We start from the raw sequence: 17,685 nt of genomic DNA on the forward strand, positions 1-17,685 counted from the left end.
GGTTTCCTCCCGGATTCTTGCGCAACGCCACCGACCATTTGAGATGCGACACGCTGCGAGATTTGCACTGATTGCTGCGAAAATTTTCCCCGTCGTGAGCAATGTTGGTTACAACATATGCGTTAGGTCTGTGACCCACCGGTTTCGACACGGATGTTTTCGGTATTGAGTTATAAGTCTTATTTCGGTTGTTGAAGCCACACTATCCCAGCCTGCCGGCCAGTCGTGCCTTCCCGACGATAGGAGAAAAACTCCGCTTCCTCCACTGTGCACCGAGGATCGGCATCAATTGCCTGCACACCCAGGGACAAAAGCTGTCGCACCAAACCCATCCGAATATCTAATCCAATAGTTCCCTTGTTGGTCTTGCAGATTGAGCCAGGCAGGTGCGCCTCCACATCCCGAGCCATGGCTTCGGGAACCTCATAATTCTTGCCTGAGGCCGCGGGGCCAAGCAGCGCGTGAATATTGGGGGCGGAGGCACCAAGCTCAATCATCGTGTTGACCGCATTCGCGACGATACCGTTGCGGGCCCCCATGCGCCCGGCGTGCACCGCCGCAACAACGCCCGCCTGCGTGTCTGATAACAATACCGGCACGCAATCGGCAACCAAGACGGCCAAGGCAAGCCCCGGAACGGTGGTCACCAATGCATCGGTGGTCTCCACCGGCGCCTCCTGCGGTCCGTCGACCACGGTGACGGTATTGGAATGAACCTGCTCCATCCACACGATATTGCCCGGCTCGAGCCCCAACACCCGCGCCAATCGGGCGCGGTTGGCGTGGACGGCAATGCGGGAGTCACCAACGTGATCACCTAAGTTAAAACTGCCGTAGGGCGCTTGGGAGACCCCGCCGGAGCGGGTGGTAAAGACTTTGCGCACCGGGCGCTGGCTGAGATCCGTCATCCTTGGGCGTTTCCTTCTTCAGCCTTAGCCTTTAGCGAAGAAAGTCCGGGACGTCGAGGTCGTCGAGCCCATTGTCTTTTGTTTCACGCTCGCCGAAAGTGGGCTGATCCTCACGGTTGGTAAAAAGCCCCCCACGGGACGGACGCGGCGGCTCGGCGTAGGTGCGTGGCTGGGCCTGTGGCTGGGAAGCCTGCACTGGAGCGACGGGCTCTTCAACCCGGTGGCGACCGAGGTCCTCGCCGAACAGGGAGGATCCCTCAACCGATGGGGCCGGTGTCGGATTCGGAGCAGCGGCAGCCGGTGCCTCCGCCTGTGCGAGCTTCGTGCGCGCGGCGTTGAATCCGGTAGCAATCACGGTCACGCGCACCTCATCGCCGAGGTTGTCGTCGAAGATCGTGCCGAAGATGAGGTTGACATCGGGATCGGCCTTTTCCTGCACCATGGAGGCTGCATCGTTGACCTCCTGAATCCCCAGATCCGAACCACCGGCGATAGACAGCAGCACGCCAGTTGCGCCCTCCATCGTGGACTCGAGCAGCGGCGAGTTGATGGCTTCCTCGGCGGCGACAATCACCCTGTTGTCGCCACGCGCAGAGCCCACGCCCATCAGTGCAGAGCCGGCGTCGGCCATGACCGAGCGCACGTCGGCGAAGTCGACGTTGATCAGGCCCGGGGTGGTGATGAGGTTGGTGATTCCCTCGACACCGTTGTGGAGCACCTGATCGGCCGCGCGGAAGGCGTTCATCATGGTCAGGCTCGAGTCTCCGAGCTGTAGAAGGCGATCGTTCGGGATCACGATGAGGGTGTCGCAGACATCCTTCAAAGCCTCAATACCCTCCATGGCCTGGCGGGTACGACGCTGACCCTCGAACTTAAACGGGCGCGTGACCACGCCGACCGTCAAGGCGCCCATCTTTTTTGCGATGGAGGCAACGACCGGGGCAGCTCCCGTGCCGGTGCCGCCACCCTCGCCCGCGGTCACGAACACCATGTCCGCACCCTTGAGCAGTTCTTCAATTTCGGACTTGTGATCCTCAGCCGACTGGCGGCCAACCTCCGGGTTCGCGCCGGCGCCGAGTCCACGGGTCGCCTCGCGTCCGATATCGAGCTTGACGTCCGCCTCTGAGAACAGCAGGGCCTGGGAGTCGGTGTTCACCGCGATGAACTCCACACCCTTGAGGCCTTCCTCAATCATGCGGTTAACGGCGTTAACGCCGCCGCCACCGACACCGACTACCTTGATGACGGCGAGGTAGGTATCTGGGGAAGTCATAAAGAAGACTCGCCTTTCATTCTTTCGTTGTGAGAATCACTTACAGTTCACCGTGCCAGTACATCTGGCCCCACTCCCCGACCCGAAAACCACCATCACCTTGAACGTTCCACAGCACCCAAAGCCAAGGTGTTGCGGGAAGTGGCCTCGCGGGCGGGCCTCGTAGTCCATACGGCACCGCACTGTTATCCATCATGAGCGACAAGACACAAAAAGTTTGGCACATTTTCGGCGGCGTGTCGGTACCCTCAACCACTACTTTAGGGTTGTGAACTGGCCTTCTTGGCATAGGTTAAGCCAAAACTGCTGGCCGCGGCACCCACCTTAGCCAATTTCAAAAACCCCGCGCGATTCGAAGAATTCATAGATACATTCATCCTCGATGATCATCAACGGGGTGGGTCGGGGTACTGCCTTGACATCTACGGGCGCACGCTAATAAGGGGTGCCCCGCTGACATCGAGGGAAGGTTCGTCCCTGCTCAGTGCCGCGGTGGTTGCCACCGCCTTGGCGGTGAGGTTTTCACCAGAACCCCAATAGACCTGCTTATCTGCGCCAAAAACCAAGGTGAATTTGAACTTGCTCGGGGCGTCAATGGCGCTGAGTCGCCCACGGGCGCGCTCGTCGAGGCTGTTGATAATCTCTAGGGCCGTGGCGAAAAGCTCCGGATCATCCTCGGCGGTGCCGGTAATCTCCGGGGTTCCTGCCGGGGGCTGCCCGATGACAAACGGCTGGCCATTGGTATCGATCAGGTGGGCGCCATCCCCGCGGGCGGCAAATAACGCGACTTCGCGCTCGGTGACGCTGATCTTCAACGTCGAAGGGTAAGACTTGGACACCGACACCGCCTGGATCCACGGCAACGTGCTCACCCCACGCGCGACCGCCTGGGAGTCAGTACGCAACAGGTTGTCCCCCACCGCGACTTGGGTGGCGGCCTCTATGTCCTCCACGCTGGTGTTCGCGTTGCCCTCGATGGCGAAACCACCAATCTTGAAAACGGGATACGCCCAGGCGCTGGCACCGAGGATCAGCGCCACTACGGCCAGCGCTACGAGGGCGATGAGCCCTTTCTTTTTCCGCATCTGGTACTAGTCCTGCGGCCGGGAGGGGTCAAGGGTGCGCAGGATTTCGTCGGCAAGCATGGTCACCGAACCAGCCCCCATGGTCAACACCAGGTCCCCTGGCTGCGCTACTTCGGCCACCCGCTCGGGTACCGCCCCGAAATTCGGTTCGAAGATGACAGGCTTTGCCACCTTGGAGGTGATGATGCGGGAATCAACCCCCTCGACAGGCTTTTCGCGGGCACCATAGATATCGAGGACGATGACCTTATCGGCGATCGACAAGGCACTGGCGAACTGATCCGCGAACTCCATTGAGCGGGAATAGAGGTGCGGTTGGAACACCACCACGATCCTGCCGCTGCCTCGTGCGGACAGCTTCTCGCGGGCGGCCTTGAGCACGGCGGCAACCTCGGTTGGGTGATGGGCATAGTCGTCGTATACTTCCACGCCCTTGTAGTCTCCCTCGGCGACTACACCGTGAAATTCGAAGCGGCGACGCACACCGGTGAAGCTGCAAATGCCTTCTGCGAGCTTGGTGAGATCGCCACCGGCGGCCGCACCCGCCGTCAATGCCGCCGCGGCGTTGAGAACCATGTGCTCGCCTGGGATCTGTAAGGTCACCTCGACAGGGGTACCGAGCACATTAATCAATGCCCGGGTGACCTCCGCGCCGCCGGAGCGGGCATGGACATCGATGGACTCCACCCCGGTCTTGGCGATATCGGGGTGCGCAGCCGATGCCTCAGCGGTTCCGTAGCCCAATACCGTAATCCGATCCTTGACCGCCTCGCCTAGGGCTGCCGCGTGTGGGTCATCGAGGCACACGATGAGCTTGCCGTCCTTGCCGGTTGCCACCAGCCGGTCAGCGAAGTCCTCGAACACCTGGAAATAAGCCTCTGGAGTCTTAAAGAAGTCGAGGTGATCCGGCTCGATATTGGTCACCACGGCAATGTCTGGCTTGTAGCGCAGCAGGGAGGCATCGGACTCATCGGCCTCGGCCACGAAACAATCGCCGGTGCCCTGGTGGGCGTTCGTGCCCGCTTTATTAAGCTGACCGCCGATGGCGAAGCTGGGGTCCATCCCGGCCGCCTGCATAGCCACCACGGTCATGGAGGTGGTGGAGGTCTTGCCGTGGGTGCCAGCGATCAGAACCTGGGTGCTTCCTTCGAGGAGCTCTCCGAGCAGGTCGGAGCGGCGAATCACCGGAATCCCCTCCTGGGCGGCGCGCACGAGCTCCGGGTTGTCCTTGGGGATAGCGGCGAAACTTGTCACCACTACCGTCGGCAACTCACCCGTGAGCTCGAGGTTTTCGGCGCGGTGGCCAACCGCGATCGTGGCTCCCATCGCGCGAAGCGCCATGACCGGGCGTGAGTCCTTGACATCCGAGCCGGTCACGGTGGCTCCGCGGGAAAGCAGGATCCGGGCGACACCCGACATGCCGGCGCCGCCGATTCCGATTAGGTGTACCCGGCTGAGGTCAACTGGGGTGGGGGTGGTGTTCGTTTCGCTCATTGTGGGTTCCTTTCGACGCGCCAGTAGTTGCTCGTTCTATCGTATTTCATCGCCGCGACATTCACCGCCGCCACCGCTTCACTGCGTCTTTGCCCTTTTGCTTGACGACGGCCACAGGTGGCTTAGCGCGTGGCGGCAAGAAGCTTCTCGGCAATGATCGCGGAGGCATCGCCAAGCCCAGTCTGTGTGGCAACCTCAGCCATCTGCCGTGCGAGGGCATCATCGGACAAGATCTCGGAGACGTTGCGCACGAACGCAGCGCCATCAAATGCTGCGTCGTCGATAAGACGCGCACCCCCGGCCGCGACGATGGCGGCAGCGTTTTTGCCCTGTTCGCCGTTGCCATGCGGCAGTGGGACATAGACCGCCGGAATCCCCGCCTGGGTGTTTTCGGCCACCGTCATCGCACCCGCCCGACAGACGATGAGGTCGGCGATCGCGTAGGCTGCCGCCATGTCATCGATGTAGGCAACGGGAGCGTAACCAGGTTTGCCGGCGGGAAGTTCATTCTTCTTCCCCACCGAGTGCAGCACCTGAAAACCTGCCGCCACAACGTCATCGATGCCTTCGGCCACGGCCTTGTTGAGGCTGGCAGCACCCTGGGAGCCACCAGTGACCAGCACCACCTTGCGCTGCGGATCAAGCCCCCACAGCGTACGGGCGCGCTGCCCTGCTGCAGCTGGGTCTGCTTTAAGCGAGGCGCGCAGGGGAATTCCTACCACTTCGCCCTTGAGGCCGGAATCGGCGACGGCATTGAGCCCGGTGCCACCAAGGGCTACGCCGAGCTTGTTGGCCATTCCCGCCCTGGCGTTGGCCTCGTGGACGAAAAACGGCAACCCCATCAGTCGCGCTGCGATATAGGCCGGCGCGGACACGTAGCCACCGAATCCGATGACGGCATCGACATCGTGCCTTTTCAACACGGCCTTGGTCTGGCGGATCGCTGCGATAAGCCTTGCCGGCACCTTGAGCAGCTCCAGGCTAGGCTTGCGCGGGATCGGTACTGGGTCGATGAGCTCGAGCTCCAACCCTCGGGCCGGAACGAGCGTGGTTTCGAGTCCCTTCGGGGTGCCCAGCGCGAAGACCTCGGCGCCGCGCGCGAGGAGCGCCTCCGCGACGGCCAATGCGGGTTCAATGTGACCGGCGGTACCTCCACCTGCAACAACAATAGTCGGGCTCATAGTATCTTCTTTCATCTTCTTTCCTCCTCACGTCCACCGCTGGGACGCCTGGTGCGCGCAGGTGCGGAAAATCCATCGCCGGAGTTCGTGGCGCTGCTGCCGCGGTAACCTGCACTATAGGAATCCCGCCGCGGGGGCTGTTCCGGTAAGTAGGCATCGCGCTGTCGGCGTCGGGAAGCAGAACTGGTACCACCGGTGCGCTGGCGGTCGGCTGACTCGCGCAATACCGGGCGTGACGCCTGCGCGGAAGGACGCGGCGCCTGCGCCTTCGACTGGGGACGGGTCTCCTGTGACCGCGGCTGAGAACCGGCTGCAGGGTTTTCACAATCCTCCAGGCTTGGTTCTTTGAGAAATAACCACTTGTCAATCGCGGGGCGCCCGTAGCTGGCCATCGCCGAAATAGCCTGGGGCTCATGGCGGGCACAGGTAACCAGCATGCCCATGGCGCCGAGCGTGATAATTGCCGAGGTACCACCGGCGGAGATCAGCGGCAACTGAATACCGGTCACCGGCAGCATGCCAATGACATAGCCGATATTAATGAATGCCTGGATGACCAAGGCCATCGTCAAGGTCGCGGCAAGCAGCGCGAGGAATTGATTGGCCGTGCGCTGGGCGGTGCGCAACCCGATGAACCCCAACAGCCCGAAGAGGAAGATAACCAATCCCGCACCGATCAGCCCCAACTCCTCGCCGATGATGGCGAAGATGAAGTCGTTTTTGGCCTCAGGCAGGTAGAACCACTTCGCGCGGGACTGGCCAAGCCCCACGCCGAACAGGGAACCGTCGGAAAGCGAAAGGAACCCCTGATAGGACTGGAATGCGATGCCTTTCGTGTCGGCAAAATGGCCAACCAGCGCGTCGAAGTAGACGGTAAAACGATCCGAACGATACCCGCCACCGAAGAGCAAAGCCGCAATGCCAAGCACGCCGAACGCCGCGAGGAGCGCAATACCGCGAAAATCCATGCCCGCGAAAATGAGCAGTACAGCCACCACCAAAAGGAAGGAGATGGACATGCCGGTATCGCCCTCGAGATAAATCAGAGCCGTAATGGCCGCAGCCACCAGCCCAAATCGCAGCAGCTTGTTGGTGCGATAGTCCTCGTGCGGGTCGGCGTCAGCGAGATAATGCGCACCCCACAAGGCAATCACCACTCGCGCAATCTCCGACGGTTGCAGGCGGATCGGGCCGAGGACAATCCACGACTGCGAACCCCACTCCTCACGTCCGGTGCCGATGCCCGGTATGAGGACCAGCAGCAACAGCGCGAAAGTTATTACTAGAGCCCATGGCGCTAACCTGCGCAGCCTGCGCGGGTTCAGGTGCATCGTGGCAATCATGGCCACAATGCCAGCCAGCACCATGAAAGTCTGTTTCGTCGCGGTGGAAAACACATTGGCATTGTCGATCACCGACCACGTCATGGAACTCGACATCACCATGATCACGCCGACTATCGTCAGCAGTCCGACGATGCCCAAGATCAAGTAGTAGTCAGTCAGGGGGCGTACGCGCCACTCGGCGAGCTGTTCGCTGATGATGGTCGACAAGCTTCGCTTCCGCTTTGCCGGCGTGGCATGTGATTGGGGTGGGGTGGCCAAATTTTCTCCCAAGTCTCGAGGTTGTCTCTCAAGCATAAAGGCTACAGGGGTAACAATGGTTACCAAACGCCACAAGCGCCTCAAACGCCTTTCGTTTAAGGTCACCGGCCAGCACCATCGTCTAGGTGTTGTCCACCCTGCTTGCCACGGCCTCGGCGAACAGCGTCCCACGCTGCCCCATACCCGAATACATATCCAAGCTCGCCGCCGCCGGAGCCAAAATCACCGCATCCCCGCCGGTGGCCTGCGCCACCGCCCAGGCGACAACTTCGTCCATCGCCTGAACCGGATCCGTGTTCTCCGTGGCCATGATGACGGCCTCCGGCGCATACTCTCGCACGGCGGCGGCGATGATCTCTCGATCCACCCCCAGCAGCGCGACGGCCTTGAGGCGGTGCGCATGCTTTTTGACCAGCGGTACAACGTCAGCGTCCTTGAGCTGGCCACCCGCAACCCAGACCACGGAATCATGGCCACTGAGTGCAGAGTCGGCCGCGTGGGGATTAGTCGCCTTGGAATTGTCGATGGCGATAATCTCCACGCCATGATTATCAAACCAACGAGCAACGACCTGCCCGCGGTGACCGGCCACCTTGAACTCCTTGAGCGCCTGCGCGATCGCCTCAGGTGCGGCACCGGCGGCCCGGGCGGCCGCAGCTGCAGCCAACGCATCGTAGATGCCCGCCTCGCCTGCGGGCTCGATGCCCTCAACCGGGGCAATGACCACCGGCTCATCGCCAGTGTAATCAACAATCATCCCGTCGTGAACACCCACTTGCCTGGGCTCAGGCGGTGCCAAAGTAAAACCAATCGGGGTGATCCCAAGGCGGGCGACCTGCTCGCGGACATGCTCATCATCGATACCGGCGATCGCGATGGCACCCCCGAACACCTTGGCCTTATCCGCCGCGTAGTGGGCGAAGCTGCCGTGCCAGTCAATGTGATCGTCGGCCAGATTGAGCAAAACGCCAACGTTGGGGGCGAGCTTGCTCGACCAGTGCAGCTGGAAAGAAGAGGCCTCTACCACGAGGACGTCGATGCGCTGCGGGTTGACAAGCGCCTCTGCGATGGACACACCGATATTGCCCACGGCTTGGGTGGAGCGCCCCGCCTTGGTCATCATGGCTGCAAGCATGCCGGTGGTAGTGGTCTTGCCGTTGGTGCCAGTCACCACCAACCAGGTGCGAGGCTTTCCGAAGGTCCCTGCCGCATCGAGGCGATAAAACAGCTCGACGTCGCCGTAGACCTCCAAGCCCGCGTCGTGGGCGGCAATCAACAGCGGCGAGTCTGGGCGCCATCCCGGGGAGGTCACCACGCACGAGAATTCCTGGAGCCTAGCTTCTGCGGTTGCCGGATCCATGGCCGCGGCACCGGTGGCCTCGACCGCGCGATCGAGCGCCGTGGCATTCGCGTCGACGATCACAACATCGACGCCGAGATCCACAAGCAGCCGGGCTACCCCCACCCCGGACACTCCGGCCCCGGCTACCATGACGGTGCCGGATACAATTTCTTGGCTTGGACGAGCTGGGGTGGTCATTGGCAATTTCCTTACCTTCAGGCGCGGGCTAGACAGTTTCACCGTCCACGTTAATAGGTGGTCTTCACCAATCGCACACCACCACGTACTGGCGTTGCTTTCCGACGTTTGCAGACGCGCACGCAATTGACATTCGCACCTTTCCCCATTGCCATCGATTAACACTGGTCGTGGGGGATTTCCGGGCATACGTGGGCAAAGTTATCCACAGATTGTGGCTAAGAACCACATAAGAAAACAGGGTTATCCACAGGCTTCACGCCTGCAACTCGTGGACGCATTGACGCCCGTTTAGCGTTGTGGGCATGAACCCCGTCGACCAGCTTGCAGCAGTACTTTCCAACCCGCTCGCCCTCATCCAGGACGCCGCCGGGTGCACAATTGCTGCACTTGTCGCACGCGGACTACCCGAAAACACAGCCACCGACCTGAAAACCCTCGCCACGGTGTACTACGGCACCACCTCCTACACCAGGATGCAAGCCACCTGCCGGGAAACCATAGACTCCCTCGGGCTCACCCTCGCCCACCTCGAAATCATCGAAACCTGCACCCGCAGAGTCACAGGCGAAAAAACCACATGGCAACTACGCCGCGACCTAGTAAACCTCGGCAACCTGCCCACCGGACAGTTCGCCACCCGCGCACGCGCAATCACCAACGACTACGCAACCCCACCGGCAAGGTTAGTCAAAGGCGTGAGCATCAACCGCAACCGCAACAACCTCTGGCAACTGAAAATCAACGGCGAACCAGCCGATATCGACACACTTTACGAAACACTCAAAGAACTGCCCGACCCAGCTAAAAACTTCCCCCACACCGGCACCATCACCAAAACACTTCGCCCCATCGTGGCCATCCCCCTAGACAAACTCACCACCGTCCTGGATGCCACAGGAGACGAAACCACCTTCACCTGCTCCGATGGGGTCACACGCACCAGCACCGAAATCGTTGCCTCCATCCTTGATGACCAGTGGGGGTTCGGGCTTATCCACCCCGTTGACGGACCCGTCGACCTCGTGCGCTCCTCCAGGTTTGCCAACAAAAAGCAACGCGACCTAGCCACCCTCGAATCCTTAAGCTGTGCCCACCCGGACTGCAATAAACCAGCCGATGAGTGCCAAATCCACCATATCCATGCGTGGAATCGGGGCGGGACCACCGCAAGTAAAAACCTCACCATGCTATGCGCCTTCCACAACGGAAGAAACGACGATGACCCCAGCACACCCAAACACGGCCGCATCCAACGCACCAACGGCCACCCCACCCTGGCACCCCAAAGCCTAAACACACCAAAAAGGCCCCCACCAGGGGGCCTACTAGGCATGCCTTCTATGAGACTCCGACCAATCCGAGCCATTCGCCATAGAAGATGGAGGCTCCAATCAAAGCCGCCACTGCGGAAACCAACCAGAAGCGAATGACAACGGTGGTCTCGGCCCAGCCACCATTTTCAAAATGGTGATGGATTGGCGCCATCCGGAAGATGCGGATTCCGCGGGTCTTGAAGCCAAACACCTGGATGACAACGGATGCCGCCTCAATGACGAACAAAGCACCGACGACGATCATGAGCAGTTCCGTTCTGCTGGCGACCGAGAGGCCTGCAACCAAACCGCCGAGTGCCAACGAGCCGGTATCACCCATAAATATCTTTGCCGGGGCGGCGTTCCACCACAAGAATCCGAGGCAGGCGCCGAGCCCTGCGGCAGCGAGCACGGCTAGATCCAACGGATCGCGCACGTCATAGCAACCCGGGGCAGCACCTTCGGCGCAGGCGTTGCGGAACTGCCAGAAGCAGATCAAGGTGTAGGCACCCATGACGATGGCGGTGGAACCTGCCGCGAGTCCGTCGAGGCCATCGGTGAGGTTGACGGCGTTGGACCACGCGGAAATGAGGATGTACATGAACAGCAGGAAAATGATCGTACCGATGACGGTGCCACCGATCGCGAGATCCACGGTGTTTAGATCGCGCAGGTAGGACAGGTGCGTGGAACCTGGGGTGAGGCCATTGTCGTCCGGGAACTGGAGCACGAGAATGCCAAATGCCAAGGCGATGACCAACTGGCCGACAAGCTTCGCGGTCTTATTCAACCCCAGGTTGCGGCCCTTGTAGAGCTTGATGAAGTCATCGGCAAAACCGAGCCCGCCCAACGCGAGGGTGAGTCCTAGTACCAAAACACCGGATACCGTGAATCCTTGGGTGCCGTTGAGTTCGCCGTAGATGCTCGAAACCAGGTAGGCGACGGTAATGCCGGCCAGGATTGCGATGCCACCCATGGTTGGGGTGCCCCGCTTGCGTAAGTGCGATTTCGGGCCCTCTTCGCGAATTTCCTGGCCCAATCCCTCTGCGCTGAAGCGACGGATGAGGATTGGTGTCACAAAAATCGATACCAATAATCCGATCGCACCCGCGAGAATTATCTGGGTCACTATCTACTCACCTACTGTATTCTTCCTACGCTATTTCGTCTCGCACCCCGTGGGCGTAGACATACAACGTTTAACCCTACTTGACCGGCCTTATTTTGACTTATTCAGCCTCGTCCAAGGCCTGCGCGATCTCCCAGAGACGGAAGGCGTTCGAGGCCTTGACAAGCAGCACGTCGTTTGCGCCCGCCATAGGCTTTAGCAGCCTTGTTGCCGCCGCATTATCGGCAACGACCTCCGTGTCTACCCCAGCCTCGACGGCCGCTTTCGCCAACGCACGGCTTGACGGGTTGTCGCCTACCACCACCAGGCGGTCGATGCCCAGCGGCGCGAGCGTTTGCCCGAGGCTGTGGTGGGCCTTGGGGCTTTCGTCGCCGAGTTCACCCATCGGTCCCAACACGGCGATCGCTTGCCCACCTTGGCTGCGCGCCATGCGCGCACAGGCGGAAAGACCAGCGTGCATGCTCTCCGGGTTAGCGTTGTAGGCATCGTCGATGATGGTCAGTCCCGCTGCGGTGGTGCTTACCGCCATCCGGTGAGCTGAGGCCGCGCGGTGTGCGCGTACCGCCTCAAGGATGAGGTCGATGTCGAGCCCCGCGCCAAGCCCCGCCCCGATCGCGGCGAGAGCGTTGGCCACCTGGTGTTCGCCGACAACTTCTAGTTGCACCTGCCCCACATACTTTCCGCGGAGGGTCAGTTCGAAACTTGGCCGCGCTACAGCGTCTAGGGTAACCTTCGACGCCACTAGGTCGACGGGGCTTTCATGGCCATCACCGAGACTTACGGCGCGTTTGCCGGCCGCCGAGTACCACAACACCTTTGCGCTCGTTCGTGAGGCCATGCCTACCACGTAGTCATCATCGGCGTTAAGGACGGCCACGCCCCCGGCATCAGCTGCGGGCAGCGCCTCGACGAGTTCGCCCTTGGCTTGTGCGATGACCTCCCTGGAACCAAATTCGCCAAGGTGTGCGCTGCCAACGTTGAGCTCGACGCCGATCCTTGGTGGGGCGATGCGCGCCAAGTTTGCCACGTGGCCCAGCCCGCGTGCCGACATTTCGGCCACGAGGTATTCGGTGTTGGCCGTGCACTTGAGCGCGGTGTAGGGATGGCCGATCTCATTGTTGAAGCTTCCCGGAGGGGCAACGGTTGACCCGGCGGCCCGAAAGATCGTGGCCATGAAGTCCTTAGTGGAGGTCTTGCCCGCCGATCCGGTCACGCCCACCACCGTCAGCGCGCGCCCGCCGGGTTCATGGGACATCGAAAGACGATCGATAACTCCCCGCGCCAAGGCACCGAGCCCCGCGAGCACCGCGGCGACGGAGCCGTCGGTATCGTTTTCGAGAGCGTAGCTATCGCGCCGGCGCTCGTTTTCGGGCACCGGCGGCACGAGGATGGCGGGCACCCCTACCTTCCTAAACGCCAGCACAGCGACCGCGCCTTGTTTAATCGCCTGGGCGGCGAAATCATGCCCGTCCACGCGGGCGCCGCCGAGTGCTACAAACAGGTCACCGGGGCCGATCTTGCGGGAGTCGAATTCGACCTCGCCGGTTATGACGGCGTCGGCGTTGGGGACGTCGGCAAGCGTGCCGCCGACGATGTCGGCGATCTCAGCGAGGCTGAGCTCAATCATGGAAATGTCCTTCAATTCTTTAAATACTGGTGCTTAGGAATATCCGTTGTCGGCGAGCGCGCGACGGACTTCCTCGCGGTCGTCAAAGTGGTGGTTGACACCATTGATGAGCTGGCCGACCTCATGCCCCTTGCCCGCGACGACCACCGCATCCCCGGCCGTGGCCTTGGCGATGGCGGCATCGATAGCCTGATGGCGGTCGCCGATCTCGAGGATTTCCACATCTTCACGCCCCGGCTCGCCCTGAGCCTGGCGCGCGCCTTCGAGGACTGCCTCGCGGATGAGGGCCGGATCCTCCGAACGTGGGTTGTCGTCCGTGATGATAACCACATCGGCGCGACGCACTGCTTCTGCCCCCATGATGGGGCGCTTTCCGGCGTCACGGTCGCCTCCCGCCCCCACCACCGCAATGAGCTTTCCGACGACCTGGGCGCGCACCGTATCGAGCACCGCCGCCACCGCCGCTGGCTTGTGCGCATAATCGACCACGGCCAAGAAATCCTGCCCCTGGTCGATCTTTTCCATGCGCCCTGGCACGCCGACGGCCGCGATGCCGGCAGCGGCCTTGGTGACATCGGCACCGGCTGCGTCGATAAGCGCCAGTGCCAAGGTGGCATTGGCAACGTTGAACCTGCCTGGCAAAGGAACAGTAACGCTGACGGCAGCACCGCCGCGAGCGACGAAATCAAAGGTCTGGCTGCCTGTGGCAAGCGAGTCGATATTGACGGCCTGGAAATCGGCCGGTTCGCCGTTGGTGGAACAGGTGGAGGCGTTGTTCGCGCGCGCTGCCATCTTCTTGCCCCATGCATCATCGATACAAATGACGGACTTAGCGGCATGCATGGGCGAGGCTTTGTCGAAGAGCAACGCCTTGGCCTCGAAATACTCCTCCATGGTGGAGTGGAAGTCAAGGTGATCTTGGGAAAGATTGCTAAAGCCTGCGACATCGAATTCAGTGCCGCGCACCCTGCCCAGGCTCAGCGCATGGGAGGAGACCTCCATAACCACGTGAGTCACGCCTTTGTCCCGCATCCTGCGAAACAGTGCCTGAAGAGTGGTTGCCTCCGGGGTGGTCAACTTCGTTGGCACCGGTTCGCCGTTGATGCGCGTCCCGGTGGTGCCGATCAATCCCACATGAGCGCCGGTGGCTATGAGACCCGCCTCGATGAGATAGCTGGTGGTGGTTTTGCCGGAGGTACCGGTCACACCGATAATCGTCATCTCTGTGGAAGGGTAGCCATAGATGGCGGCGGACACCTCACCGAGTACGGCGCGGATATCCTCGACCACGATGACGGGGATGGTCAGCCCCTGTTCGCTCAGGATGTCGAAGCCTTGTTCGTCGGTAAGCACTGCTGCTGCGGGGGTTCCGGCGGCAAAGCTGGCCCCGTGGCTGCGCGTGCCGGGAAGTGCTGCAAACAGGCCGCCTTCCGGCAGATTCGTGGAATCTAGGCCGATGTCGGCGATGGTGATGTCCTGCGTTGCACCAAAAAGTCGACCGTGGGCAATGCCTGCCAAAGCCTTCAGTGTTGCTGACATGACGAGTGGGTCCTTTCCGCACGTTACCTCGGTATGGGGCCGTGGGTGTGGCCCCGGTGGTGGTGGCTTCGTTTGTATTAAGAAGTAATTTACTGTGCCTGGAGGATCAGTTGGCCCTCCATCGGCTCCGACAGCGCAACGTTGTCGCGGTCGAGCAACCAACTAGCGATGTCGTGGAACAGCGGGGCGGCCGACTGACCGCCTTCCCCGTGCACGCCTCGCTGCGGGCGGTCGAGCTGAATGGCCACCACGAAACGCGGGTCATCCGCCGGAGCGATGCCTGCGAAGGTGATCCAATACGCCGAGTTAGAGTACGCGCCGGTTTCGGGATCGACTTGCTGTGCGGTTCCGGTCTTTCCCGAAACCTGGTAGCCCTCGATGGCCGCACCAGAGCCTGTACCTTGTTGAACGCCTGTCGGATCGGCTTGTGTCACGGAGCGGAACATATCCACCACCGTCCGCGCTGTCGTGGCACTGACCACTTGAGTCTGCTTCGGCTCGGCTTGCTCAATGACCTGCCCTTGGGCATCCTTCATCTCCGCGATGATGCGCGGTTCGATGCGCACACCTCCGTTGGCCAGGGTCTGGTACACGCTGGCCATTTGCAATAGGGTCCAGCTCATTCCCTGGCCGATCGGGAGGTTGGCAAACGTTCCCCCCGACCATTGGGCGCGATCCGGCAGTAGGCCTGCGGATTCAGCGGGAAGCTCGACGCCGGTGGGCTGGCCGATGCCAAACTTGTTGAGCAAATCGGCAAAGCGGTCCTCGCCGATGCGCTGAGCCAGCATGAGGGTGCCCACGTTCGAGGACTTACCAAAAACTCCCGTGGTGGTATAAGGAACGACACCGTGATCCCAGGCATCGCGCACCGTCACGCCAGCCATGTCGATGGAACCAGGAACCTGCAAAACCTCGTCCGGTGTGGAGAGCCCGTCCTCTATCACACCGGCGGCCGTGATGATCTTGGCCACCGAGCCGGGCTCGAACGGGGAGCTTACAGGATCGTTGGTGAAATCCTTGCCTTGGTCTAGCTGCGCCTGGATATCACCCATGGGATCGATGGTGTCCGAATTGGCCATCGCTAGGATTTGCCCAGTCTTCACATCGAGCACCACGGCCTCACCCGACTGGGCACCAGAGTTGGCCACTGCCTGCTCGATCTGCTGCTGAACGTAGGTCTGCAGGTCTAGATCGATGGTCAAGGTGGCAGTTGCTCCGTCTGTGGCCGGCACCTCATCGCGGGTGGAACCAGGAATCACCTCGCCCTTGGCGGAAACATCCATGGTAGCGCGCCCATCGATACCCGAAAGCAGGGAATCGCTATAGGCCTCGAAGCCAAACTGTCCCTGCCCATCCTGGGAGATCTTGCCGATGAAATTGCCCCCTACCGCCCCATTGGGGTACTGGCGGATGTTTTGCAGATCGGCTGCCACACCGTGAAAGTCCGCCGCGATTTGCTCGGCAACATCGGGATCGACGTTGCGCACCAGCACCTCATAGTGGCTATCGTTTTTCAGCTTGGTCAGCAGGTCTTCCTGTTTGATGTCGTCGGTGGAGGCGCCTGAGTCCTTGATCGCCTGCGGGATTTGTCGAGAATAACGCTCCAACTCTTCAGCGACCATGTCATCAAGCTTTTGTTCCCTGGCATCGCCGGAATAATTACCCGACTGTCCTTCGCTGATGAGCCGGTTTTCGGCTTGTTCACGCAATTCGCTGCGCAAGGTAATGGGCGAAACCGTTAGCGAACGCGCCTGCATGGTGTAGGCGAGCTGATTGCCATATCGGTCAAGGATTTCGCCGCGGCGTGCGGATTCAACGTAGACGCGGGTGCGCTGTTGTTCGGCGAGGCTGGACAGGTCCGGCCCCCACCACAGCTGCACGACCGCCAAACGCACCACAAGGACGACAGCTGTGAGGATGGCAATACGACTGATCAGACGGGTGCGGCGCTTGAATACGTCGGATTGTGAGCTTGCTGAGGAGGCCGAATTGACTCGTCTTTTGAGCCCTAGCTCCCGCTCCCGCTCGTATCTTCGGCTGGCATCGCGACCTGATTCCGAAGGCGTGCGGTAATCGCCTAAACGGCGCCCGCGTGGGGCACCGGTTGCGCCGTTGGAGTGGTCACGGGAAGGATATCCCTGAGACGGTTGTGAACCTGTCACTGATAGTGTCCGCCTTAACGCGCAGCATAGGGCGCAATCGTGGTACCTGAGTCGTTGGTAGCACCGGTGGTTCCGGCAACAGGCGCCGCGTTGGACGCCACGTCGCCGTTGCTAGAGGTGGTACCCGTGTTAGGTAGCGGATTGAGGTTCGAAGTGACCTCTTGGGTCTTGGCCGGATCCGAGGATACTGCCGAGGCCGTGATCTGCTGCCCGTTGACATCAACTATAGGGCGCGTGACATCACCCGCGGGGCGCTGCTCGCTTGTGTCTCCATTTTCTCCGACCTCCAGGATGCCGGGCTGGTCGGGTACAACCAAGCCCATCTCAGCCGCGCGTCTGGCAATCTCCGCGGAAGAGGAGGCGTTTTGCAGGTCGCGATTGAGAGTCTCGATCTGATTATCCAGGACCGACTCTTGATTATTGAGGTCTTTGATCGTAAAGGTCTGCGCTGTGGTCCAACCGGAGATCATCATTGCCATGAACACACCGAAAGAGATAAAGGCAAGCACTCCGATGAGCATGCGCACCCGATGCGGATCAACCGCCTTTTTCGCGTCGGCAACGCGCCGACCACGATTGGAAATCTGTTGTTGCGAGCCTGGCCGGTGCTGGAAGCGACGACGCCCCGGGGGCACCAGTGCGCGCTCGCCCTGTCGCTGGGGCGTCGTGGTGGAGGTAGCTCCGCGTGCATCGCTGCGAGGTGGCCTACGGGTTACGACCGTGGAAGCCTGCTGAGGATGACGCGAATAGTCCCTCGACACGTGCGAGCGACGCAGTGAATCGCGGTTTGATCCGTGCGTCATGGTCATGGTGTGCTCCAACTTCAA

Annotated in this window: 13 protein-coding genes; 1 reads left to right on the forward strand and 12 read right to left on the reverse strand. The window is 61.1% G+C overall.

The genetic code is table 11. From position 1 onward, the window contains the following. Positions 1-179: 179 nt before the first annotated feature. The 7 genes from pgeF to murD all read right to left on the reverse strand — a co-directional run bounded on the left by pgeF (position 180) and on the right by murD (position 9,085). On the reverse strand, positions 180-908 hold the full coding sequence (pgeF, locus tag PAB09_RS08825) for a peptidoglycan editing factor PgeF (RefSeq protein ID WP_271033315.1): 729 nt from the start codon (positions 906-908) through the stop codon (positions 180-182). 31 nt (positions 909-939) lie between these two features. Continuing rightward, positions 940-2,181, reverse strand: coding sequence for a cell division protein FtsZ (gene ftsZ / locus PAB09_RS08830; protein ID WP_271033316.1), 1,242 nt, complete (start codon positions 2,179-2,181; stop codon positions 940-942). Positions 2,182-2,603: 422 nt separating this feature from the next. Continuing rightward, on the reverse strand, positions 2,604-3,266 hold the full coding sequence (locus tag PAB09_RS08835) for a cell division protein FtsQ/DivIB (protein WP_271033317.1): 663 nt from the start codon (positions 3,264-3,266) through the stop codon (positions 2,604-2,606). 6 nt (positions 3,267-3,272) lie between these two features. Further along, entirely contained in the window at positions 3,273-4,760 is a 1,488-nt protein-coding gene (gene murC / locus PAB09_RS08840) for a UDP-N-acetylmuramate--L-alanine ligase (RefSeq protein ID WP_271033318.1), read from the reverse strand. A gap of 122 nt (positions 4,761-4,882) precedes the next feature. Further along, positions 4,883-5,941: an undecaprenyldiphospho-muramoylpentapeptide beta-N-acetylglucosaminyltransferase gene (gene murG / locus PAB09_RS08845; protein ID WP_271033319.1), complete on the reverse strand. Its 1,059-nt coding sequence runs from the start codon at positions 5,939-5,941 to the stop codon at positions 4,883-4,885. 11 nt (positions 5,942-5,952) lie between these two features. After that, complete coding sequence (locus PAB09_RS08850; RefSeq protein WP_271033320.1) at positions 5,953-7,494, reverse strand: FtsW/RodA/SpoVE family cell cycle protein; 1,542 nt, start codon at positions 7,492-7,494, stop codon at positions 5,953-5,955. A 172-nt stretch (positions 7,495-7,666) separates the two neighbouring features. Beyond that, positions 7,667-9,085 carry a UDP-N-acetylmuramoyl-L-alanine--D-glutamate ligase gene (gene murD, locus PAB09_RS08855; RefSeq protein ID WP_271033321.1) on the reverse strand — a complete coding sequence of 473 codons (1,419 nt, stop codon included), beginning with the start codon at positions 9,083-9,085 and terminating at the stop codon, positions 7,667-7,669. 305 nt (positions 9,086-9,390) lie between these two features. Here murD and PAB09_RS08860 point away from each other — a divergent pair, with 305 nt between their 5' ends. Continuing rightward, positions 9,391-10,518: an HNH endonuclease signature motif containing protein gene (locus PAB09_RS08860; protein WP_271033322.1), complete on the forward strand. Its 1,128-nt coding sequence runs from the start codon at positions 9,391-9,393 to the stop codon at positions 10,516-10,518. On the opposite strand, the gene mraY is transcribed toward PAB09_RS08860, so the two are convergent. The 5 genes from mraY to PAB09_RS08885 all read right to left on the reverse strand — a co-directional run bounded on the left by mraY (position 10,427) and on the right by PAB09_RS08885 (position 17,667). Further along, on the reverse strand, positions 10,427-11,530 hold the full coding sequence (gene mraY / locus PAB09_RS08865) for a phospho-N-acetylmuramoyl-pentapeptide-transferase (RefSeq protein WP_271033323.1): 1,104 nt from the start codon (positions 11,528-11,530) through the stop codon (positions 10,427-10,429). The genes PAB09_RS08860 and mraY overlap by 92 nt on opposite strands. Positions 11,531-11,630: 100 nt before the next feature. Then, positions 11,631-13,157, reverse strand: coding sequence for a UDP-N-acetylmuramoyl-tripeptide--D-alanyl-D-alanine ligase (locus tag PAB09_RS08870; RefSeq protein ID WP_271033324.1), 1,527 nt, complete (start codon positions 13,155-13,157; stop codon positions 11,631-11,633). Between the two features lie 33 nt (positions 13,158-13,190). Further along, positions 13,191-14,696 (reverse strand): UDP-N-acetylmuramoyl-L-alanyl-D-glutamate--2,6-diaminopimelate ligase, encoded by a 1,506-nt coding sequence (locus tag PAB09_RS08875; protein WP_271033325.1) that lies wholly within the window; start codon positions 14,694-14,696, stop codon positions 13,191-13,193. Positions 14,697-14,785: 89 nt separating this feature from the next. Beyond that, a complete protein-coding gene (locus PAB09_RS08880) occupies positions 14,786-16,633 on the reverse strand; it encodes a peptidoglycan D,D-transpeptidase FtsI family protein (RefSeq protein ID WP_271035352.1) in 1,848 nt (615 codons plus the stop codon). A 239-nt stretch (positions 16,634-16,872) separates the two neighbouring features. After that, entirely contained in the window at positions 16,873-17,667 is a 795-nt protein-coding gene (locus PAB09_RS08885; RefSeq protein ID WP_271033326.1) for a hypothetical protein, read from the reverse strand. Positions 17,668-17,685: the final 18 nt, after the last annotated feature.

This window comes from Corynebacterium sp. SCR221107 (assembly GCF_027886475.1).
GTDB lineage: Bacteria > Actinomycetota > Actinomycetes > Mycobacteriales > Mycobacteriaceae > Corynebacterium.